Annotated in this window: 18 protein-coding genes; 2 read left to right on the forward strand and 16 right to left on the reverse strand. The window is 37.6% G+C overall.

Going from position 1 to position 22,001, the window contains the following annotated elements; translation table 11 throughout:
* Window positions 1-14 precede the first annotated feature (14 nt).
* The 5 genes from E7274_RS01080 to E7274_RS01100 form a co-directional block, all read right to left on the reverse strand.
* Window positions 15-1,037: an Mbeg1-like protein gene (locus E7274_RS01080; protein WP_304172977.1), complete on the reverse strand. Its 1,023-nt coding sequence runs from the start codon at window positions 1,035-1,037 to the stop codon at window positions 15-17.
* A 161-nt stretch (window positions 1,038-1,198) separates the two neighbouring features.
* Entirely contained in the window at window positions 1,199-2,569 is a 1,371-nt protein-coding gene (locus tag E7274_RS01085) for a hypothetical protein (RefSeq protein WP_304172978.1), read from the reverse strand.
* Window positions 2,570-2,589: 20 nt separating this feature from the next.
* The gene (locus E7274_RS01090; RefSeq protein ID WP_304172980.1) at window positions 2,590-3,447 is read right to left on the reverse strand and encodes a DAPG hydrolase family protein; all 858 of its coding nucleotides are present in this window, start codon (window positions 3,445-3,447) and stop codon (window positions 2,590-2,592) included.
* Between the two features lie 2 nt (window positions 3,448-3,449).
* Window positions 3,450-4,832, reverse strand: coding sequence for an MFS transporter (locus E7274_RS01095; protein ID WP_304172982.1), 1,383 nt, complete (start codon window positions 4,830-4,832; stop codon window positions 3,450-3,452).
* Between the two features lie 27 nt (window positions 4,833-4,859).
* A complete protein-coding gene (locus E7274_RS01100) occupies window positions 4,860-5,741 on the reverse strand; it encodes a DAPG hydrolase family protein (protein WP_304172984.1) in 882 nt (293 codons plus the stop codon).
* Between the two features lie 121 nt (window positions 5,742-5,862).
* On the opposite strand from E7274_RS01100, the gene E7274_RS01105 reads away from it, so the two are divergent.
* Window positions 5,863-6,744, forward strand: a complete 882-nt coding sequence (locus E7274_RS01105) for a LysR family transcriptional regulator (RefSeq protein ID WP_304172986.1) — start codon at window positions 5,863-5,865, stop codon at window positions 6,742-6,744.
* 10 nt (window positions 6,745-6,754) lie between these two features.
* On the opposite strand, the gene E7274_RS01110 is transcribed toward E7274_RS01105, so the two are convergent.
* From E7274_RS01110 to E7274_RS01150, 9 genes are all read right to left on the reverse strand, one after another.
* Window positions 6,755-7,282, reverse strand: a complete 528-nt coding sequence (locus E7274_RS01110; protein ID WP_304172988.1) for a hypothetical protein — start codon at window positions 7,280-7,282, stop codon at window positions 6,755-6,757.
* Complete coding sequence (locus tag E7274_RS01115; RefSeq protein WP_304172990.1) at window positions 7,272-8,228, reverse strand: ABC transporter ATP-binding protein; 957 nt, start codon at window positions 8,226-8,228, stop codon at window positions 7,272-7,274. Before E7274_RS01115 ends, E7274_RS01110 begins: the two co-directional genes overlap by 11 nt.
* A 2-nt stretch (window positions 8,229-8,230) precedes the next feature.
* The gene (locus tag E7274_RS01120; RefSeq protein ID WP_304172993.1) at window positions 8,231-9,202 is read right to left on the reverse strand and encodes an ABC transporter ATP-binding protein; all 972 of its coding nucleotides are present in this window, start codon (window positions 9,200-9,202) and stop codon (window positions 8,231-8,233) included.
* A gap of 7 nt (window positions 9,203-9,209) precedes the next feature.
* On the reverse strand, window positions 9,210-10,136 hold the full coding sequence (locus E7274_RS01125) for an ABC transporter permease (protein ID WP_304172995.1): 927 nt from the start codon (window positions 10,134-10,136) through the stop codon (window positions 9,210-9,212).
* Window positions 10,129-11,094, reverse strand: a complete 966-nt coding sequence (locus E7274_RS01130; RefSeq protein WP_304172997.1) for an ABC transporter permease — start codon at window positions 11,092-11,094, stop codon at window positions 10,129-10,131. Before E7274_RS01130 ends, E7274_RS01125 begins: the two co-directional genes overlap by 8 nt.
* A gap of 52 nt (window positions 11,095-11,146) precedes the next feature.
* Window positions 11,147-12,787 carry an ABC transporter substrate-binding protein gene (locus E7274_RS01135; RefSeq protein WP_304172999.1) on the reverse strand — a complete coding sequence of 547 codons (1,641 nt, stop codon included), beginning with the start codon at window positions 12,785-12,787 and terminating at the stop codon, window positions 11,147-11,149.
* Between the two features lie 138 nt (window positions 12,788-12,925).
* On the reverse strand, window positions 12,926-14,188 hold the full coding sequence (locus E7274_RS01140; RefSeq protein ID WP_304173001.1) for an alpha/beta hydrolase family protein: 1,263 nt from the start codon (window positions 14,186-14,188) through the stop codon (window positions 12,926-12,928).
* Window positions 14,189-14,197: 9 nt separating this feature from the next.
* Window positions 14,198-15,001 (reverse strand): SDR family NAD(P)-dependent oxidoreductase, encoded by an 804-nt coding sequence (locus E7274_RS01145; protein ID WP_304173003.1) that lies wholly within the window; start codon window positions 14,999-15,001, stop codon window positions 14,198-14,200.
* Window position 15,002: 1 nt separating this feature from the next.
* Window positions 15,003-16,370 carry an MATE family efflux transporter gene (locus E7274_RS01150; RefSeq protein WP_304173005.1) on the reverse strand — a complete coding sequence of 456 codons (1,368 nt, stop codon included), beginning with the start codon at window positions 16,368-16,370 and terminating at the stop codon, window positions 15,003-15,005.
* Window positions 16,371-16,553: 183 nt separating this feature from the next.
* On the opposite strand from E7274_RS01150, the gene E7274_RS01155 reads away from it, so the two are divergent.
* Complete coding sequence (locus E7274_RS01155; RefSeq protein WP_304173007.1) at window positions 16,554-18,305, forward strand: DUF6709 family protein; 1,752 nt, start codon at window positions 16,554-16,556, stop codon at window positions 18,303-18,305.
* 107 nt (window positions 18,306-18,412) lie between these two features.
* Here the strand turns inward: E7274_RS01155 and ltrA are convergent, their stop codons facing one another.
* Complete coding sequence (gene ltrA, locus E7274_RS01160) at window positions 18,413-19,807, reverse strand: group II intron reverse transcriptase/maturase (protein WP_304173008.1); 1,395 nt, start codon at window positions 19,805-19,807, stop codon at window positions 18,413-18,415.
* A gap of 562 nt (window positions 19,808-20,369) precedes the next feature.
* Complete coding sequence (locus E7274_RS01165; RefSeq protein WP_304173010.1) at window positions 20,370-21,788, reverse strand: IS1182 family transposase; 1,419 nt, start codon at window positions 21,786-21,788, stop codon at window positions 20,370-20,372.
* Between the last annotated feature and the right edge of the window lie 213 nt (window positions 21,789-22,001).

The following is a 22,001-nucleotide window of genomic DNA, read 5'->3' on the forward strand; positions in this document are numbered from 1 at the left end:
TTAAAAATCTCTAATTATACTTTCTTCAAGTCGGATACTTTTTTAGTCATTGCCTGAAGTCCCTTCAAGCCACTTTTCTTTAATTCAGAAAGTGTGATTGCACCAGAAGCTTCAAAAACTGAGAATAGATCTTCTACAAATGCGCTAAGTTCTTCATCGCTCATTTTTGATATATTCTCTTTCAGTTTTTTATCAATAAATTTAGCAGTCGCAGACACATCTTCCACTGTAATGAGTTTGTTACCTTCAACGCACCACGTTGCAAGATTGTGCTGTCTCACCGATACTGCTGTAGATTTGACAACTATCGGATTAATAACAGGCTCCATTAATAAACCTACAATTGAATCCTCTGGAATGATGCTAATGAGTTTCGGGCAAATATTCTTCATAGCCTTTGATGAAGCAATCTTTTTATTAAATCCTGGTCCATCATTGCTATAAACTTTTATTATCCGTTCTCTGATTTGCTCATCACACATAGCTGCAGCATATATGGCTAGATGGCCACCTTTTGAATGGCCTCCAACTCTTAACAGCCTGTCATTATCAGATGCAATCTGATTGATATAGTCAACCGCTTCTCTCTCAGCTGCGACCTCCTCAAGGGCTAACAAAAAATCTTCTTTCCAGCCAACAAGGTTGTCATCAGTACCACGATACGCTACATAGCTGGTCCCATCAGGGAGCAAAAACTCCATTGCAGCAAATTGCAATGTCCTATTTAAATCCAGCTTACTAACGTAATTACGAATTTTGATATGTTTATATCTATTTGTATTGGCAATTATTCTGAGCACAATAGGAGCGTCCCTAAGAATGGAGCCCTCGCTGTATTTATTTTCATCATAACCATTTTCGGTGTACAGCTTTTCAATTTCTTGAATATCAAATACAGTAGCACCATTTTCCTTGAAAATATCATCCAAGGTCAGATATGACAGACATGACAGCACCATATTATCGATGATATTAAAGCCATCCTGCCAAAACTCCAAATCACTGCGCCACTTAATGTAATCATTTAAAGTCCCCATAGATAACCTCCTCTGAATTTAATGATTAATCCCCAACACTTGCTTGCGCATTATTCATATCCCTTTCGATTCTTAATTAAAAGAAGGCGAGGCCACAGCCTCGCCTGTATAAATATACTCTACATCATTTTTAGATATTTATCAAAATTTGTATTGCCACATTATTGAGCAAAGAGCCATTCCTTTACACCAGGTAAATCATATCCTAGTCTCCATGTCATTCTATGGCTTCCATTTGCTGCCGTTCCATCACCATTAAGTGAACCTTCACCAGATGTAATTCTTAAGAAGTACATATTGGCATCCTGTGAAACTAAATCGTCAACAATCTGAGCGCGTTCCTCTTCTGTGTTCAATACACTGATATTACTATCTGCGGTAACAGCTCCCATTTCTTTCCATTTTTCTTCATCAGCAGAAAGCTTCTGATTTGCTGGGTCATCTTCTGAAACAAGGAATAAAATATTTTCGTTGTAAATATCTTTAATATCCTCTGGGTCCCACTGGCCTGCTAATAAATAGCCTGCATCGATAAGTCCTGGCTCCTCACGCATCATAACCATAGTAGCCATGCATCCCATTGACTGACCAGTAGAATATACTCTGTCAGTATCGATAGGATAAGTATCGATTAAAGTTTCCAAAAGACTAATTGTTCCATATAAGTATCCATCATAGAATTCCCAATAATCATTGATGTATTTGTCCTCATAGATCATTGTAACAACAAAGCAAGGATTACCTGCCTGCCACTCATCGCTTGTCCAAACGGTACCACCATTACCCTGTGTTAAAACTCTTTCCCAGTCTGAGCTAACAGCACCTGCATCAGGAATAAACAATACAAGAGGATATTCTTCACCAGATTCTTCATAGCCTTCTGGCTTATACAGATTATAATGAAGAACTGTTCCTGTCATAGGATCATTATAGAAATGATTATCTTCGAACTTGTCTAAATCTGGAGTTTTAATTGCATTGTTTCCCATGATTCCGCCATCACCAGCGTCAGTCTCATAAACTGTGTCACTGGCTGAAATAACAGTACCATCTGCAAGTGAGAAATCCTGTTTTACAATTACTGATGAAGCCTCAATTGGAACATCATTAACAGGTCTTCCATCTGTAGCATCTTTATCATTTAATATAGCTGGCTGAATTTCCAAATCCAAAACGATAAAGTTACCATCTACATCTGAAGTTGTAACTTCACATTCACTATTTACATGAATGTCAGTTACAGTTCTGTCAACAACCTCAAAAGTATCAGTAGAAATTGATGATGCATCAACTTGACTGGCAAGCTCTAATATTACATTAGAAACCTTTTCACCATCCCCATATGTATGACACACACTGTAAACCTTCATTTCTGCATCCCCTGATTTTTCTGATTGATTTGATACAGCCTCCTCTGTAGTTTCTGACTCTGCAGTTCCATTTTCTGTCTGCCCCGAACAACCTGTCCCCCACAAAATTGTAGACAAACAAACACAACCTACTGCAAAAAACCCCAATACATTTCTTTTCATACCATTCTCCTTTCTATTTTTTAATCCTCATCCATAGGCAGGTCGTGATAAGCCTCATATAAATCAGGTAATACCTGCGCTAAATGAGCTCTCTCTATAGTATTGTGTGTGAGCACATTTTTAAGATATTCCTCATCTACTGGTGTTTCAGCGTCTCTAACAATCTTGCCATCAATTGGATAATACCCCATCCATTCACAATTAATGCTTTCTCTTCCACCAAGTGGACATGGACGACTAAAACGAAGTACCAGATGATGTCCTGGTCCATCAAATTCTTCCCAGCATGCTTCTACACGACAGTCAGCAGCTTCAAGTTCTTCTAGACGTTCTTTTGTCATGCCATACTCTAAAAGATCAATTTTATGAGATACGGCTGCGATTCCTTTGCTTGCATCTCCTGTCTTTCCAAGATCTAGAGTCTCTACAGACCATACTCCGTCTTTATCATTTTCTCCGTTGACGAATTTATGATCCCAGTGATCAATTGGATTCCAGATTTTATATCTAAGATTTCCATGCCCCTTTGGCATGCTCTTCGAATACTGGTTGTACCATTTGCCATACCATCTTCTCCAAGCCCCCTGCCATGTTGGTGCAGTGGTTGAATATTCAATGTAAAATCCACTTCCATCTGGCATCATAGTGTATCCATAAACCACTTCTGGATAACCAGTTGGAGAGATCCAGTCTAACCAATGTTCTACTGGAATTGCATATTTCACATCCATTGGACCAGCATCAAGAATCTGCTGCTGTAATGGATTAGGCTTAAATAGTGGATAATCTGTATAAAACTTTGAAGAAGGAAGATTTTTTTCTTCTGGTGATAATTCTGGAACTTCAAAGGCATATGCCTTTAATGCTTCTTTATTCATAATTAATCTCCTTGTCGATTTCTACGTGCATGTAAAATAGCAACGTTTTCTTCAACTTTCCTTTTATTTAGTGGATAAACCACACCAACAACTAACGCCATAAGAGCGAATCCAACCATAGGAACTATGCATGTGACATTATAAATATTGTTTACAACATCATTATCAAATGCTGTTGCAGCCGTGTAGCCGATAACACTAAGCATGATTCCTCTGATTCCTGATGAAAGAGCCTGACCAAACTTTCTAGCAAAGCTGTAAAAACCATAGATTGCGCCATCGACTCTTTTTCCAGTTCTAACTTCTGTGTCATCAACAATATCAGTTACAAGTGCAAATGCCATTGGATTTATTAATGCAAGTCCTACAGTTACGCATGCATAGAATAATAACCAAATAGTAACGTTACTTGTATGTACAATAAAAGCCAAAAGTAATGATGCCGCTGCTACAACTGCTCCTATAATTGTTACTTCTTTCTTTCCAATTTTTGCTACAAGATGAACTACAAAGCATGCAATAACAAGAGTTATAATTGTTTCCATTACACTACTTACAGACTGTGAAGCAGCACTTCCAAAGTAATTTGGGAAAATGTAAGAACTCATTCCATGGAAACCACTGTTAGCTGCTTCCTGTAAAAGAATCATAAGTATAATTCCAATCATTGCTCTGTTCTTAAGAAGCTCATCAGCAAAATCTTTAAAGCTAAATTTCTTTGTAGTCTGTGGAACCTGAACTCGTTCTGTTGTCATTAAGTAACAGCACATATACAAAACAAATGCCGCAATTGAAAAGCATAAAGCTGCGATTGACATTCTTGTTCCTGAAAATACTTCCTGTCCGTCCTCGTTAGTGTAGTAAACTGCTATTGGCATAATTACATTGATAAAAGTCATTGCAAGTGTTCCACCAATGTGTCTCCAGTTCGAAAGAATTGCTCTATGAACTGGCTCATCAGAAATTGCAGATGCCATAGATCCATATGGAATGATTATCATGGTGTAGAAAATACTGCAGTAAAGCAGATACGTTACAAACATCCACACAATCTTGAATGTCATACTTGCATTTGCAAACCATGAAGCATACATAAGAAAACTTGTTAATGCTACTGGACCTGCAATACGACGAATCCAAGGTCTAAACTTTCCATCTTTTGTGGCTGGTGTTCTATCAACTAATTGTCCCATCCCAATGTCAGTAAAAGCATCAAGCACCTGAGCCACCATCATGAGTATACCTACTACATATGCATCTACTCCCATTACATCTGTGTAAAACTTAAGCATGAAGCCTGAACACAATGTAAATGTAAAATCACCTGCTAAATTTCCAAATAAATATCCTATTTGATCTTTCTTTCCAAACGGTTTATTCCCCATTTCTAAAACCCTCTATCCTATAAAATTCTAGTCTGCATCCATTGGCTGGTCTTTGTACTCAGCATATAATTCTGGTAAGAATGTATATAAATGTTCCCATTCAACTAATGTATGAATAACTACTTTCTTCAAATATTCTTCTGTACAATATGTCTTTTCATCTCTCACTAACTTGCCATTAACTGGCTTCCAGCCAATCCATTCTCTGCTTCTTGTTTCAACACCGCCCAAAGGACATGGTCTTGAGTATGACAAACATAAATGAGTTCCTGGTTCATCAAATGTTTCATATGAGCCCCAGCTATTAACCATGCATCCAGCATCTTTAAGCTCCTGAAGTTTCTCGTCTGTCAAACCAAAATCAGATAATGGAAACTCGTGTCTGATAGTGTCATACATTCTGTCTCCCTGGCCTAAATCGAGACTTTCTGTTGTGTGAATACCTTCTTTACCGTTTTCCCAGTTTACATAATAATGATCAAAATGATCTGCATAGTTCCAAATCTTATATCTCAAATTTCCATGACCTGGTACCATGCTTTTAGATTTCAGATTTCTCCAGTTTCTATACCATCTTTCCATTTCTGCTGTAATATGAGGTGGTCTTACACGGTATGTTGCGACATAACCTGAACCATCAGGAAACATGCAGTAACCCAACTCATATTTATCGTAGCCATAAGGCTTTAACAGATCCATAAAGTTTTCTGGCTGAATAGCATCCTTAGGATCAATTGGATTCATCTGATTGATAATTTGCATTTCCACCGGATTTGGATAATGCAAAGGATATTTGTAAAAGTATTTGGCAAGAGGCATTTTTTCCTCTTCTGGAAATAATTTTTGTCTAGTATTGATAATACTCTTATCATCCGTTTCAAATGTTTCTTTTGGAATTTCTACAAACATTTTATTCTCCTCTCTAGTCGTTTGTTATTTTGTAAGCTAATTATAGGAGCCCAGAGTGTTGACAATCAATTCAGGTTAAAATACAATTTATTCCAAGACGGAATAAATAAGAGGTTTTGTTATGGAAATCGATATACTAAAAGAATTTGTTTCACTATACGAAACATGCAGTTTTCAAGAGACTGCCGAGGATCTTCATATCTCCCAGTCTTCACTAACCAAGCATATTCATAAACTTGAAGAAGAATTAGGTTATCCCCTCTTCAATCGTTCAACACGACTGGTTTCTCTAAATGAATACAGTGAAGCCTACTATGAATATGCAACTCAAATCATTAAGCTGGACGCAGATGGACGAGCTGAACTTGAAAAGATTGGTAAAACTCGTAGCAACACCCTTAAAGTATATTTCACCCCATCTACATCTCATTACGGACTCATTGATGTGCTTTCATACTTTCAAAAAAAGCATCCAGAAATAGAGGTGGAATTATCTGAGCAAAAGCGTGTTACAGATGAACTAAGAAATGGTGAATGCGATTTTGCCTTTGCTACCGACAATGATGCTATTGATCCTAGATTAACAAAATTAATCTATCAAAATGATGAGATTGCTATTGTAGTACCTGAAAAGCATCCGCTTGCTCAAAAAGAAACAGTTTCGTTTGAAGATATAAAAGACGAAAAATTTGTATTACACACTAATTCAAGTGGTGGAATGCAAAATTCAACCAGACAGCTATTAAAATTATTTGAGGAGAACAATGCCGAAATAAAGATTGCTTCGAAGGTGTCTTTTACTTCAAGTGCTGTAAAATTCGTAGAAAATGGCGATTGCATTACTGCCCTGCCATACAACAGAATACCTATGAATAGCTATGGTATTAAGATATTAAAATTTGTTCCAAAAATAGAATCCTTTGTATACATGCTTTATAAAGGTAAATCAAAGCCTACCGGAGCAAAAGCAACATTTATAAACTTTCTTTTAGATAACAATTAAGGTGGTATTTCTACCACCTTTTTTCGTACCTAATCATTTTGTAAACATGGATTATTCCCAGAGAAAAGCCCCCTGATGCGCCATATAAAATGGCCACAAAAGCATCTTTATTAATTCCTAATATCATTGCCGCAATAAGCAAACTAGCATTAATAGCAGGTATTATTTTAAGCAAAAATTCTAGCTGATTATAATCCTGTTTCCTTATCACTTCTTTCTTCAATAAAAAACCGACAACTCCAATTATTTCGAAGAGAAGTGTCGCCATTGATATGGCGGCAAGCGCTGCAGATACACTGTAATAATTGATTTCTCTGTTTTGAAAAGATCCTGCTAGTACTAAGACGCCACTAATTAAAAGACATAACGTCATTTTCATTTTTATTATTTGCACTTCTCTCTTCGTTAAATTAAACGAGTACAATGGCCCAACATACTTATATTTGATTTTGAACCCTCTTTTGTTGTCAGCAGGTTCTTCATAAGCCTCATACTCCTCTTCAAAATAGTCTTTTAGAGTTTTCATTTTAAAGTCCATTAATTTCCTTTACTTTATTACATGCAACGAAATGATTGTCTCCAACCTCTTGTAGTGCGACGCTACATTTGCAGGACTCATCTGCATAAGGACATCTTGATGCAAACCTACAACCTGGGCCTGGATTTATTGGAGATTTGATTTCCCCTTTTAAAATAATTCGCTGCTTTTTATTATGAATATCAGTTGTGGGTATGGCTGATAAAAGCGCCTTTGTATAAGGATGAAATGGATGTGCAAACAACTCATTTCTATCACACTTCTCAACCATTTGGCCTAAATACATTACACATATATCTTTCGAAATATGCTTTACGACAGACATGTCATGGGTAATAAACAAATATGTTAATCCCAAATCTCTTTGCAGATCCATAAGTAGGTTTAGTATCTGAGCTTGAATAGAAACATCCAAAGCAGATACTGGCTCATCACAAACGATAAACTTAGGATTAAGGGCAAGAGCCCTTGCGATTCCAACACGCTGTCTTCTTCCTCCATCAAGCTCATGAGGGTAAGACATACGAAGACGTTTCTCGATTCCAACAATCTCCATTAGTTCTTTTGTACGTTTGATAATTTCTTCTTTTGATAACTCCCCTTCTAGCTTTAAAGGTTCCATAATGGTGTCTTCTATGGTTTGTCTTGGATCAATTGAAGAATAAGGATCCTGGAATATCATTTGTACGTTTTTACGATATTCCTTCATCTCTTTTCTATTCAATTTCGTTACGTCTTTACCGGCAAAAATAATTTGACCATCAGTACTTTCATTCAAATGAATCAAAGTTCTACCAAGGGTAGATTTTCCACAACCGGATTCTCCAACTAATCCAAGGGTAGTTCCTTCTTCAACAGAAAATGAAACATCATCTACAGCATGAACCATTCCTGCATTAGCCTTAAAATATTTCTTTAAATTTTTAGTCTCTAATAGTGTTGCCAAAATCATTCCCCCTTATTGCATCGCCAACATCGAGTAAAATGTCCCGGTGTCACCTCTATCATTTCATTATCGTATCTATCACAGCCGTGACATTTATAAGGACATCGTTCCTTAAAGTCACAACCATCACGAATTTCTGATGGATCAGGAGGTAATCCTTCAATTGGCGATAATCGCTCTACATCATTATCTAAGTCAGGAAGTGCTGCAAATAATCCCCTAGTGTATGGATGTGAAGGATTGTCATAGACATCCGCCAAAGTTCCGCTTTCAACTATTCTACCAGCATAAATTACTGCTACTTTGTCACAGACCTGGGCTACTACACCAAGGTCGTGTGTAATCAAAATCATTGCTGTATTAAACTTGTTCTTTAAATCCTTTATTAAGTCCAGCACCTGTGCCTGAATAGTTACATCCAAGGCAGTTGTAGGTTCATCTGCAAGTAAAAGTTTAGGCGAGCAAGCAAGCGCTAAAGCAATGACAACTCTTTGCTTCATACCTCCAGAAAATTGATGAGGGAATTGCTCCGCACGATCTGCGCTGATACCAACCAACTCCAACATTTCAATAGCCCTTTTATCCGCCTCCGCTCTACTACAATTATGGTGTAATTTATATCCCTCTGATATTTGAGATATAACGGTCTTTACTGGGTTTAAAGCTGTCATCGGATCCTGAAAAATCATAGAAATAGATTTTCCTCGTAATGACTGAAGCTTTTTATCCTCCATTTCTAGAATGTTTTCACCGTTGTAAAGAATACTTCCTTCTAAGCTTTCCACTGAATTCTCTGGCAATATTCTTAATACACTTTTGGCAATTGTAGTTTTACCTGCACCTGTCTCTCCTACCAATCCTAAAGTCTCACCTTCATTAAGCACAATCGACACATCATTGACTGCATGAATGATAGAATTTCCGGAATGATATTTTACTGTTAAATCTTTTATTTCAAAAAAATTCTCTGCCATAACATTATTACTCCTTGAAATTTGGGTCCAATGCATCTCTAAATGCATCTCCTAAGAGGTTAAAACTCAGGACTGTTAGAACAATAAAAATACCTGGGATAATAACCATGTAAGAGTTATCTCTAATATAGTTTCTAGTAGCTGCAAGCATTTGGCCCCACTCAGGTTTTGGTTCTTGCACGCCCAAACCTAAAAAGCTTAACGAAGAAGATGCTAAACCATTTCGGCTTATACTCATTGCTACTTCTACAATGATTGGTGAAATAGCATTTGGAATAATATGATTTGCTATGATTTTCCATGTAGGACAATTGATTGTTGTAGCAGATTCTATGTACTCCATATTTCTGATTCGCAAAATATTGGCTCTCATAAGTCGGGCAAATCCAGGAATACCTGTAATTCCAAGAGCTAAAATACATTTATCCACTCCCGTACCAAACACTGCACAGAATGCCATAGCTAAAACCAAAGAAGGGAATGCTTGGAAAATATCCAAAAATCTCATAAGGGCCGAGTCAACAATACCGCCGAAATATCCAGCCACCGCTCCCATAACGATACCTAAAATAGCTGAAAGCAAAGTAGATAAAATACCAATAACAAGAGTGTATCTTGCTCCATATAAAACTCTCGATAGAATATCTCTACCTAAGTCATCTGTACCAAATAAATGATTCAGGCTAGGCCAAGATTTCATATTTACGAAGTCTGTTGCTGAATAGCTATATCTACAGATATATGGAGAAATTAACGACAGCACAATAATAAATACTAAAAATGCAATGCCAAAAACAGCCCCCTTATTATGTGATACACTGCTCCAAATATATTTCCATGAGCCAGGTTTTATACTTGCATCGATATGATGTCTCTTTTTATTTTTTCCATGGCCATGTATTTTTTTATTATGTCTCTTTAATTCATCAGCCATTTTTCTTCTCCTTATTTCTATTTGCAGATACATACTGTGCCTTTATTCTTGGATCAGCAAATGCGTACATCAAATCTGTAAGTAGCATAATTATCGCAAACGTAAATGCGATAAAAATAATGCCGCCAGTACATGCATTATAGTCTCTGTTATTAATACTATTAACGAGATACTGACCTATTCCAGGAATAGAGAAAACAACTTCGATAATTGTGGCTCCGCCTAACATTGAACCAAATCTCATACCAATAACTGTAAGGATAGGTATCAAAGCATTAGGAAGTGCATGACCATAAATAACATCCTTTTCTGGTAAGCCTTTAGAACGAGCTGTAGTAACATAGTCAGAACGAACAACTTCCAACATACTCGCTCTAACCTGTCGGGTAAATCCAGCAAGACCACCTAGAGAATTTGCAATTGTAGGTAATACAAAATAGATAAGTGACTTACTACCTGATGAAGGAAACCACTTTAGTTTCAAAGAAAATAAAAGAACTAATAAAAGTGCTGTCCAAAAGCTTGGCATACAATCAAATAGCAATGTGATAAACAAAGATAATCTATCACCAATTGAATTTGCATGTACTGCTGTATATATTCCAAGAGGAAGTCCTACTACAACAGTAAGAATGATACTGAAAAATGCAATTTTTGCTGTGTGTGGAAATCTAGTCATCAATTCCCACTTAATATCTGTACCATCAATCAAAGATTTGCCAAAATCAAAATGCATAAAAATATTTGTGATATACTCCCATAACCTAACTAGAAATGGTCTATCAAGTCCTAACGCTATTCTTTTTGCTTCTATTTCTGCTGCTGTATGAACGCCAGAGCCTAAGGCGAGCTGAGCAGGATCACCGGGTACAAAATTCATAAGCGTAAACATAATCACACCTACAGCTATAAGAGTAGGTATCATTATCAACAATCTTTTCAAAACATATTTAGCCATATTCTTTTTCCTTATAATCCTCTTAGGGCTTGCGCCCTAAGAGTTATTTTTTTTACTGTACAGACTGATAATCATCTGCAAATGTCATAGCGTTTATTACTGGATTTAATTTTTCAATAGAAATATTTGTGATGCCAGATGTTGTTACAATTGCTTTTGTTTCTGTGTAAAGACCTACCATATAGCAATTCTCAACAACATAATCATGGAATGCATTCATGTTCTCTTCGCTTCTATCTGCAATAGCAGCCTTGAGTAATTCCTGAAGCTGTTCATCATCTGTGAATCCCTGTGTTAAACCACCATTTGCTTCTGCACCAAATAAGTCATTCCAGAATGTTGTAGTAAAATCAACTACCTGATCTGAATACTCTGAAATATCCCATGCTGTTGGGTCAGACTGAACAGCCTGTCTTGCAGCTCTATCCTGAGCATCAATTTCCAGTGTAATGCCTGCTTCAGCAAGCATTGACTGTAAAGCTACATATGGCTGCTGTGGAGCCTGTGAAGTTACAAGAATGCTAATTGTAAGTGGATTGCTATCGCTGTAACCAGCAGCTTCCAAGTATTCTTTTGCTTTTTCTAAATCACGTGAAAAGTATTCCTGTGAATCCCAAGCCTCTACATAATCTGGAGCAAGGTTTGGAGCAACATCATAACTAACTACACATTCACCAGATGTAAGAGACATTGTGTAAGCATCAAATGCATAAGCAATAGCTTTTCTTACATTTACATCAGCACAAGGATTTCCTTCGCTTGTATTAAAAATCAAATACTGGCTCATTGCATTTAAATATCTAGTAGTGTTATAAGCTGACGCATCTTCAAATCTAGAAATATCATCCTGAGAAATTTCAGCCATATCAATCTCACCATTTTCAAGTGCAATTGCTCTAGCAGATGCTTCTGTAATACAGCGAATTTCAATTTCCTTTACGTTCTGATACTCAACGTCTGCTTTGTTTTCTGACTTCCAATAATCATCCTTAGCTTCAAGAGTTACTGAAGAACCTGTCTCCATGTTTGTAATATAATAAGCTCCTGTTGTTGCAGGATTTGAATTGATCTCATTTTCGCTAGCATTTTCATACCATGCTTGGCTGGCAATTGAGCAGTCACAAAGAACAGCCTCGATTGCACCTTCTGATGAGTCTTTTAACTTAATATCAAGACTATAATCGCCTGTTACTTCAGAGCTATCATAGTAAAGTGAAATCTCTGAAACAAAACCAAGTTCTGCAAGTTTGTCATAACTGAATACAACATCTGCAGCTGTGATTGCATTTCCCTGACTATCTACAATATTGTCGTAAAGCTCAACAGAATATGTGGAGTCATCTACTTTTGTTACCGACTTTGCTGCGTACATTTGAAGTTCATCATTTTCAAGCATGGCACCAATAAATGGTCTGTAGCAAAGATGAGCCCAAATAGTTTGTTCAGTCCAATCTCTAACTGATGAATCATTGCCCCAAGGTCCAATGGTAAAAGAATCATCATCAACTGCAACAACTACCTTCCCCGCCTGAGTTGTTGCTTCAACAGCAGTATCAGAATCTACCTGAACTGAACTAGTTGTAGTTTCGGCTGTGTCTGCAGAATCCCCATTATCTGCATTCCCACATGCAACAAATGATGCCGTAGCAAGAGCTCCAGCAATTAATAACGATACAAATTTTTTTCTTCTCATTATTTAACCCTCCAATAAATTGATAGATTTTTTCGTTAATGTGATTATATTTTCTGAGTACTTTCCCAATCAATTCCATTTAAAACAACATTTTTTCCAATTATGAAATACTAATAATTGCATTAAAAAAGGACCGCTTTAAAAGCGATCCTCACTTAACCATTCATCTACAAAATCATAGAGTATTTTGATGGTATCTCCAAATTCACCGGGATATTTTTCCAGATGCTTTGCAGGTTCAAATTTATGATTTGCTCCATAGATAAATGCTATATTTTTATCCTTACTAGCACATGAATCATATATAGATTCTGACGCAATATACTCCCAACCTGCTGTCATTCCTACCACAAGAGTTGGAACAGAAATATGTTTTACATTACCTATCGGACTTGCATAGGTAGAATCAAAATCTACTCCCCATAAACTGTCCTCATTGTACCCATAGTCAGGCTCAGTTCGAACTGCATAGGAATTCAGATAGGTTTTAACTGATAAAAATCTAGCTCCCTCCCAAAATGAATCTGTGAGAGACTTGAAATTATCAGCTCCTCTTAAAGAATAGATAATCTCTTTTTTTCTCTCTCCATTTGGGTATAGCTGCAAATGTTCCTCCTTTGTGTGTGCAAAGAAGCTATTATCCTGGGCATATAGCTTATTATTGAAAAAGCCCTGAGCTGACGCAGTGATTATAAATGGTTCATCATCACTATAATATCCTAAACCTGCGTCTATGTTAGCGTTTCGATCAAGAGCTTCATCTAAAAGTCTATTATTTCTTTCTCCTTGTGCTTTGAGAAAACGTTGAACAAAATCCTTAGTATATCTGGTATTCTCTCTGTCAAAACCATTTTCTTTAGAAAACAAACTTAGACTTTCATCTACATCTATTCCAATACCCTCTTTCATTACAGCAGGATCCAAACTAAACAATTGCATCAGGGCATTACCCCAGTTTGAATCCAAATACATAATTCCGTCTGCCTTTGGCAAAGTGTCATTATCCGGATATGGATAAATCATGTTGTCTCCCTGAAATATCTGAGGTCCATTTTCGGCAATAGCTTGATAGCAGCTCATAAGTGTTCCGCCACCGCTATGTCCAATTAATATAACCTTTTCTACCTGTGGCAACGACTTTAAATACTCCACTGCAGCCTTAACTGCTTTCATTTTTTCTGGTTGAGAGAAAACAATTCCCTCCTTATTCATGACATTTGCGTTAAGGGCAGTATATCCTCGCTTTGCCAATTCTGGTCCAGTCGAAAAATCAAGGTAATCCTCATCTGAATGCATGGTTAGAATTGCAATCTTTTCCTTACCATTCTTATCCACTGGTTCATATAAAACACCAGGCACACGTCTGGTAACTCTAATAAAAGAACTCTTTATATCTGTCATTATTTCTCCTTAGCCTACAATTAATCCGCCATTAACGTCAATTCTTGCTCCATTAACAAATGACGATTCTTCACTAGCAAGAAAACAAAATGCTCCAACCAAATCCTTAGGTTCCATCATTCTACCTACTGGAATTTGTTTTGTCATTTGTTCTCGCTGCTGATCAGTCAATGTATCCTCGGCAGGGACATCCCCTTCGCAATGACCAATCAATATGCAATTAGTAGTTATTCCTTTAGGACCAAGCTCCTTTGCCAGCTCATAAGTTAATGCCTCTAGGCCACCTCTAGCGGCGGCAAATGAAGGGTCATGGAAATAACCACCATTTCTTGCATCGGCAGTTGTTATATTAATAATTCGTGGTGCATTACTTTCGAGCAAAAACTCGTAAGCATTCTTCGCATTTACGAAGGCTGATTCTACAACCTCCATTGAATGTCTCCAAATCTCTTTATCTGTATGCTCAAAATCATACCTAATATGACCACCCTTTGCATTAACAACTACATCAACACTGCCAAAATAGTCATAAACGTATCGGATAATATCACTCATATGCTCATTCTTAGTATAAATTTCAGGAGCAGCTGCCAAGTTTTCCTCCCACTTAGCTTTAGGATTTTGAGCTAGTCCAATTACTCTATCGTGATATTTCTCCGGAATCTTTTCCGCAATAGCCTTTTGTGCTTTAGTATGTAATCCCGACAAAAGGGCAACATTCATTCCATTTTCCAAGGCGGCATTTACAATGGCCATACCATTGTTTCCAGCTCCACCTGTAATAACCATAGTTCTACCTTTTAAAGTAAACATGTCATCCCACCTCACTTGCTATATCAATCAACTTATGACCATGGAAATATAAAGGAATAATAACAACTGCACTCAACAAATCTGCAATTGCCTGTGTAGAAGCTACACCTTCAACTCCCATTAATAATGGCGCAATTAGCAATACTGGATAGAAGCAATATCCTTGTCTGGCAAAGTTTGTAACAATAGAAAGCTTCGCATTTCCGATACCTGCGTAGAACATATTAACCTGAGAACTTAGTGCATGAATAATCAAACCAAAGCACTGAAGTCTTATGCAAAGCAAGCCAAGTCTTAGTACCTCTGCATCTGCCTCTGTATTAAATATACGAATAATTGGTGACGCAAAAATGAAAATTGCAATACCCATTATAACTGAACCGATAACGGCCATCGCACATCCATATTTATAGCTGTCCTTAACTCTCTTCCATGATTTGGCTCCCCAGTTGAAACCAACAACAGGCTGATATCCCTGTCCAAAGCCAAGAATAAATGCAAATGGAAATTCCATAACTCTGTTTGATACGGACAACGCTGCAAGAGTTGCAGTTGAGTAAGTACCTGCAACTCTATTAATTGCAATAGACGCTGCCACAGTAAGAAGAGATCTGAAGAACGAACTCGAACCAATTGACACAACTTCTTTTATATCTTCAAAAATGTACTTAATCTTTTTAATAGATAATTCAACAATACTGCTCTTTCTGATATATGGAACAAGAAGAATAACGAAACTAATAAACTTAGAAATCGCTGTGGCCATTGAAGCTCCGGCTACCCCCATTCCAAACTTGTAAATAAACAAAGGATCTAAAAAGCAGTTCAATATACCACCAAATGATATTCCAATCATTGAATACGTAGCACTGCCCTCACTTCTCAGACACATGTTTAATATAAAACTACCAATCATGAATGGTGCAGCATATAAAACGTAATTAGCATACTGCATTGAATATGTGGCACACTCATCTGTTGCACCAAGCCAGTAAACCAAATCGCCAATTATTATTTTTCCGATAACTAAAAATACAATTCCTAATCCAAGTCCACTAAAGAAAGATGTAGACAAAACTCTATTTGCTTGTTCATCCTTTTTAGCACCCAACAATCTAGCTATATAGCTACAAGCACCTGCTCCAATCAAAGAACCAACTAAAGTAATCATTCTTTCCAAGGAGCTATTTACACCAACCGCTGCAGTCGCATTTGTGCCTAATGTACTTACAAAAAATGTATCAACTAAATTATAGATTGTAGTTATAAGCTGAGCCATTATTGTCGGCACAGCCATCTTTGGAAGCAGTGTCAAAATATTCTCATTTAACATCATCTGCTTTTTCTCTTCTTTTATGTTTCCTCTCATTCTATTATGCCTCCTGTTTTTCTCACTAGCATAGTAGCATCTGATTCCTTAGCCAATCAATTCTATTACCCATGGCATTATTTCCGAAACGGAAATAATAGAAAATTATCATTGCCATCAAAAATAATATTAAATATACTTTAATGTAGTAAAGTAAACTAACATTAAGAGGGGGAATTTATAATGTTTACAATCAAGAAACGTCTATTTCCATTCCTGGGATGCGTTGTCATGCTGATGATGGGTGCTGCAATGCTCAGCGATTTAGAAACACTCATCAGAAAAAACAACGGAAGTCTTCAGGATTACAACACATCTCTCGTAGAAAATAACTACGAAGATATTGATGATGGTTATTATGAAATCACAATTGATGCTGTTTTTGAATGTTTTGCGACAGAAGGCCCAAGCGGTAATCCTGACAGCTGGTATTACGCAGTATGGCTAGATGATAATTCAATTGCCATCCTTGTTACTGACGAAGAAGAAACTGCTGCTGAGCTTGACAGAATATGTGATGAAACATGGGATTATTTAAACTACGAGACAGATAGTTTTACATCTGATCCACTGACACTTGTAGTAAGCGCAGGATCCATATATGATGACAGCGATTTGGCCATCATGTATAAGCAGGATTTGGAGAATTTAGGCATCACAGATGATAATTTCTATATCAGATATGCTGAAATCAGCACAAGACCTGTAGATGATTTAATGTCATCTGTAATTATCGGCGGAATCTTTTTCCTAGCTGGTATTGTATGTACTATTGTCCTGTTGAAAACAATTGCCAATGATAGAAAGAAAAGACTTTCTGGCTTTGATGAATCAATCATACCAGCCGGATACGATTATCAGCCTTTAACAGAGCAGGTAACAACATCCGAAGCAAAACGTAGAATTACACATCCATTAATCAAGTCAGGCTATCGTTCTTTGATAAAAAAAGCCATATTGTGCTTTGTTGGAATAGTTATCTGCGCGGCAATACCAGGTTCAATGCTTCTTTACAACATGCACTACTCAGCTACTAACGGAGATTCAACCGACCGAATGAACATAACGAATTTGGATAGTATTGCGAATGGTAAGAATAATCAGGCTGCCCAGCTTGAAATAACACAAGCACCATCACTAATTTACTCATATGATGACGTAAATTATTATGTAGTAGAAAACGAATCTAGCTTCATCGCAATTATGGATTCCGCACAGTATTCCGAGGCCAAAAATGCTATTAACAACGATGGCGTCTACACAATGATTGGCTATCTTGAAGAGCCTTCTTCTGAAGTAAAAAATCTTCTGGTAGATTATTTTGAGTCAAAATCTGGAACAGCTTTTGATTATGCACAATATGAATCAACTTACGGCAACTACTTGTTCCATGTACAAAGCAACTATAACGGAAGCGGATTCCCAGCAGAAAGAATTAGAACTAATGCTATAATCTTTGGTATGATTGCCCTATTTCTTCTCTGGTTTGGATTCGATTATTTAGTAAGAGCAAGATTGTATCTAAAGAGATTAAGATATCTATCAGATGCTTCTTATGCACAAATGGAAAAAGAACTTGATGCTCCAACAGTCCGTAGATACCCACAGAACCTGTTCCTTACAGAGAATTACATTGTGATGCTTCATTCGTTCTCGCTATTTAAAAACAATAGCAATCTAAGTAGTGATTCTTTATTTATAAATTATAAAGATGTCACATGGATGTATCCAAGCAATATAAGCCAGTATGGAAGAATAGTAAATTCTGGTGTCACGGTATTTAACAAAACATTTGGTCCTGTATCGATTCTCTCTCTAAATACCAATGATCGAAACAACGCCATCCTTAACGATGTGTTTAGAGTAATACAACAAAAGAATTCAAATGTACTATTCGGATTCACTGAAGAGAATCAAAACAAAATGGGAGCATAAATATAGGCGAGGCTAAATGCCTCGCCTCAGACTGTAATCGAGTAGGAGGGAGTGATTAGCTCCCGTCCTCTCACAGCACCGTACGTACCGTTCGGTATACGGCGCTTTCAATAGTTGACGTGCACAGACTGATAGGCTGTGGCTAAATCATAAAAGCCACTGTTTATCAGTCTTTCTTTTGATAAGGCACGGTTAACCGCACCCATACCAGACACAAACCAGTAGCCTCTGCGGCTGTTGGCTGTGATATGTGCATAGTATTCGGGTATCCCCAGTTTAATAAGATTCCTCTTCTTTGTCTTGGGAAGTTTCCACTGTTTCCATATGCACATGCGTATTCTGTGATAGAGCCACTTATTAATGTCATCTATGTTGTTCTTCATGCTGGCAATTCCATAGTAGTTAAGCCATCCTCTAGCATACACCTTGATTTTCTCTAGGCTTGGCTTGATGGACTGTACAGACTTACGGGAAGATAAATCTTTCAGTTTTGACTTGAACTTCTTCCATGACTTTGGATGAACTCGGACATATATGCCACTTCCGTTCCTTCCCAATGCAAAGCCAAGGAATTTAAAATTTTGGATAGCAAACACACTGACAGTACGACTTTTCTCTCGATTAACCGTTAGCTTCAGTTTCTCTTCGAGATATTTAGTACTGCTTTCCAAGAGTCTCTCTGATGCTCTTTTGCTTTTCGCAAGAAGAACGATGTCATCTGCATATCTTATACAGGGCACACCTCTTTTCAGAAACTCTTGGTCGAACTCATTGAGGTAGATATTCGCAAGAAGCGGAGATAGATTTCCACCTTGCGGTGAACCTTCCTCTGTATCAGTGACCACTCCGTTTTCCATTACCCCACTTTTCAGATAGCGCTTTATTAGTTGGACTACACGTTCATCCTTCACATTCCTTCTGAGGAGATTGATAAGAATTTCATGATTCAAGGTATCGAAATACTTTGATAGGTCCAAGATTACCGCAAAAGTGTAACCTTGTTCTGCGTATTCCTTTACCTTCTGTATAGCATCCTTTGCGCTTCTGTTTGGACGATAGCCGTAGCTTCCGTCCGCAAACAATGGTTCATAGATGGGCACTAACTGTTGAGTTATTGCCTGTTGGAGTGTTCGGTCTATCACGGTGGGTATGCCAAGCTTGCGCACACCACCATCTGGTTTTGGAATCTCAACTCGCCTGACTGGCGATGGGGTATACTTGCCGCGGTATATGCGGTCAGTTAACTCCTGTTGATGTTCCTTAAGGTACGGAAGTGCCTCTTCAATGGTCATACCATCAATACCTGGCGCTCCCTTGTTTGCCTTAACTCTTTTGTACGCTCTGTTAAAGTTATCCTTATACAGTATCGCTTCCAAGAGCTTCGGCTGTGCACTGTCTCTTTCTTTCCATATCCGATTGAATGACCTAAGCGCTTTCGCATACCCTTCGTGTTCCGCACTATCTCTTTGCGAACAGCCATTATTATCTATGTTTTCTGCCATTAGCGGTCATTCCTCCTTTCTCGGTCATACTTAAGACTCCTACTGATTCGGTCCTTCGGTTAGCATGTCCATGTTTCCATGTCCATATCCCTACTATGACCTCTGCTGACTTCTGCATGTTCAGCACCGCCTCGTTTCCTTGTACGGTGGTTACTCCTTTCAGAGCATTTCACACAGACCTCCCTAGGTACCACACGTTTCTTCCTCTCCATCCATCTGCCTCATTTATTACGCATGATTCCGTGTAGTTATCGGGCTTCAACTTGTGTCGCAGTCTTACCCTCATGCGTAACCTCGTATGAGATTTCTGTACGTCAGACCAGAGATTTGCCCGTGGGTTAGTATGTTCCCCACATCCAGCTTCCTTCAGATTCCGCCTCGCGACGAACACCCTTGCTTTCGGCTATATCCTTCCCACTACCGGGCGGATTCGGGACTTTAACCCGTTAGAAACGTGCGCCGCTAGGCGCACGACAAAGAGGATGCTGCAAAACTCGGTTTTGCAGCATCCTTTCCTTTTTCCAAGATTCTTTTTTTGATTTTTGTTAAAAATGGCCTTTCTTTAGGCCATTTTCAATTCCCATTCTTGTTGTATTTTTGCTAGTTTCTTTAAATTCATACACGCAAAGGTAAGCGCGACTTTCATTGTCATGCGCGCCTTACCATACATCTGTGTATACCTAAAACCATGATTCTCTTTAGCTGTTCCAAAGATTCTTTCTATGGTTTCTTTTCTGTGAGAGTATAACTCTTTCATACCTAAGGTCTGTCTTATATCTTCACATGCTTCCATGTATTCTTCCCAGACATGACGGTTTACAACTTTTACGTGATTCTTACTTGCTGTACATTGTCCTAAGAACTCACATTTCTCGCATATGTGACTGCAACTTTTGTATTCCTTGTAACCATCTCTATTTGTAGTACTGTATTTTAATATTTGGTTATTAGGGCAAATATAGCAGTCGTTGTATTCATCATAGACATACTCATATTTCTTGAAGAAACCATCTTTTGTCATTGGTGCTTTGTATGGAAAAACAGGTTTTACACCATCATCGAGTAATAACTTCGCAATGGCTGGAGTTTTATATCCTGCATCAACAACACATTTTTCCATTCCAATATTTTGAAGCTTATCATACAGACCTTTGAAAGTTCTGCTGTCATGCTCATTGCCAGGATTAACATCAAAACCTAAAATCCACCCATTTTTATCACAGGCAGTTTCTATTCCATAAGCAAAGACATGTTTGTGCTCACCCTTTCTAAACCAACCACTTTCAGGATCAGTAGTGCTACATTTGATTGTTTTACCATCCAATGGAACATCATCAGTGTATTCTTCAAACTTATCATTACCTCCTGACGAACCAGATGAGTGGTTATCATCATCTTTATCTTTCAATGGCTTTTTACCATGAGCAGCTCTATCTGATGATATTTCTTTTCTTAGCATCTCTTCATAAAACAATGCTTCCTGCTGAGCGATTCTTCGTTGCATCTTTTTATTATTAGCTCTTGCTTTTACATGAGTTGCATCAACAAAAATTTCTGTTGGGTCAACAAGTTTGAAGCGATAGCATTCTTCCAAGATGTGCTGAAAGATTTGCTCAAATAAATCAGTACCTTCGAATCTTCTTGAATAGTTCTTACCGAAGGTTGAAAAATGAGGAACCTTATCGTAAAGTTCAAGCCCAAGAAACCATTTAAAAGCAACATTCACCTCAATCTCTTTTATAGTCTGGCGCATGCTTTTAATTCCGTATAAATATTGAATCAATGGGATTTTGATTAGAGTGACAGGATCAATACTTGGACGCCCCTGATCAGGAGAATATTTATCTCTGACTAAATCATAAATAAAAGACCAATCAATTGCTTTATCTATGATTCTTAGAAGATGATCTTGAGGAACTAAATCATCAGTACATACAAATTCAATCTGCTTTCTAGCCTTCTCATTTTGTTCTGTAATCATTATTCTAACCCCTTGTTTTGATAGTTTTATTATATCAAAAAAGTGGCTAGAAAGCTTGTAAAATCAAGGCTTTCTAAGGTATAAGTTGGTTTAAAAATGAAAGAACTGGAGTCCTCTGACTCCAGTTCCTCCTTATTAAAAAAGAAAAGGTCGCGGCGGAAGCCGCGACACTTTGTCTACACTCTGAGGCGAGGCTAAATGCCTCGCCTTTTT

The organism is Pseudobutyrivibrio ruminis, from assembly GCF_015057245.1.
GTDB lineage: Bacteria > Bacillota > Clostridia > Lachnospirales > Lachnospiraceae > Pseudobutyrivibrio > Pseudobutyrivibrio ruminis_E.

Coding starts and splice junctions, on each gene's coding strand:
- E7274_RS01080 (WP_304172977.1), bottom strand. CDS start 1,037: ATGGGGACTTTAAATGATTACATTAAGTGGCGCAGTGATTTGGAGTTT.
- E7274_RS01085 (WP_304172978.1), bottom strand. CDS start 2,569: ATGAAAAGAAATGTATTGGGGTTTTTTGCAGTAGGTTGTGTTTGTTTG.
- E7274_RS01090 (WP_304172980.1), bottom strand. CDS start 3,447: ATGAATAAAGAAGCATTAAAGGCATATGCCTTTGAAGTTCCAGAATTA.
- E7274_RS01095 (WP_304172982.1), bottom strand. CDS start 4,832: ATGGGGAATAAACCGTTTGGAAAGAAAGATCAAATAGGATATTTATTT.
- E7274_RS01100 (WP_304172984.1), bottom strand. CDS start 5,741: ATGTTTGTAGAAATTCCAAAAGAAACATTTGAAACGGATGATAAGAGT.
- E7274_RS01105 (WP_304172986.1), top strand. CDS start 5,863: ATGGAAATCGATATACTAAAAGAATTTGTTTCACTATACGAAACATGC.
- E7274_RS01110 (WP_304172988.1), bottom strand. CDS start 7,282: ATGGACTTTAAAATGAAAACTCTAAAAGACTATTTTGAAGAGGAGTAT.
- E7274_RS01120 (WP_304172993.1), bottom strand. CDS start 9,202: ATGGCAGAGAATTTTTTTGAAATAAAAGATTTAACAGTAAAATATCAT.
- E7274_RS01125 (WP_304172995.1), bottom strand. CDS start 10,136: ATGGCTGATGAATTAAAGAGACATAATAAAAAAATACATGGCCATGGA.
- E7274_RS01130 (WP_304172997.1), bottom strand. CDS start 11,094: ATGGCTAAATATGTTTTGAAAAGATTGTTGATAATGATACCTACTCTT.
- E7274_RS01135 (WP_304172999.1), bottom strand. CDS start 12,787: ATGAGAAGAAAAAAATTTGTATCGTTATTAATTGCTGGAGCTCTTGCT.
- E7274_RS01140 (WP_304173001.1), bottom strand. CDS start 14,188: ATGACAGATATAAAGAGTTCTTTTATTAGAGTTACCAGACGTGTGCCT.
- E7274_RS01145 (WP_304173003.1), bottom strand. CDS start 15,001: ATGTTTACTTTAAAAGGTAGAACTATGGTTATTACAGGTGGAGCTGGA.
- E7274_RS01150 (WP_304173005.1), bottom strand. CDS start 16,370: ATGAGAGGAAACATAAAAGAAGAGAAAAAGCAGATGATGTTAAATGAG.
- E7274_RS01155 (WP_304173007.1), top strand. CDS start 16,554: ATGTTTACAATCAAGAAACGTCTATTTCCATTCCTGGGATGCGTTGTC.
- ltrA (WP_304173008.1), bottom strand. CDS start 19,807: ATGGCAGAAAACATAGATAATAATGGCTGTTCGCAAAGAGATAGTGCG.
- E7274_RS01165 (WP_304173010.1), bottom strand. CDS start 21,788: ATGATTACAGAACAAAATGAGAAGGCTAGAAAGCAGATTGAATTTGTA.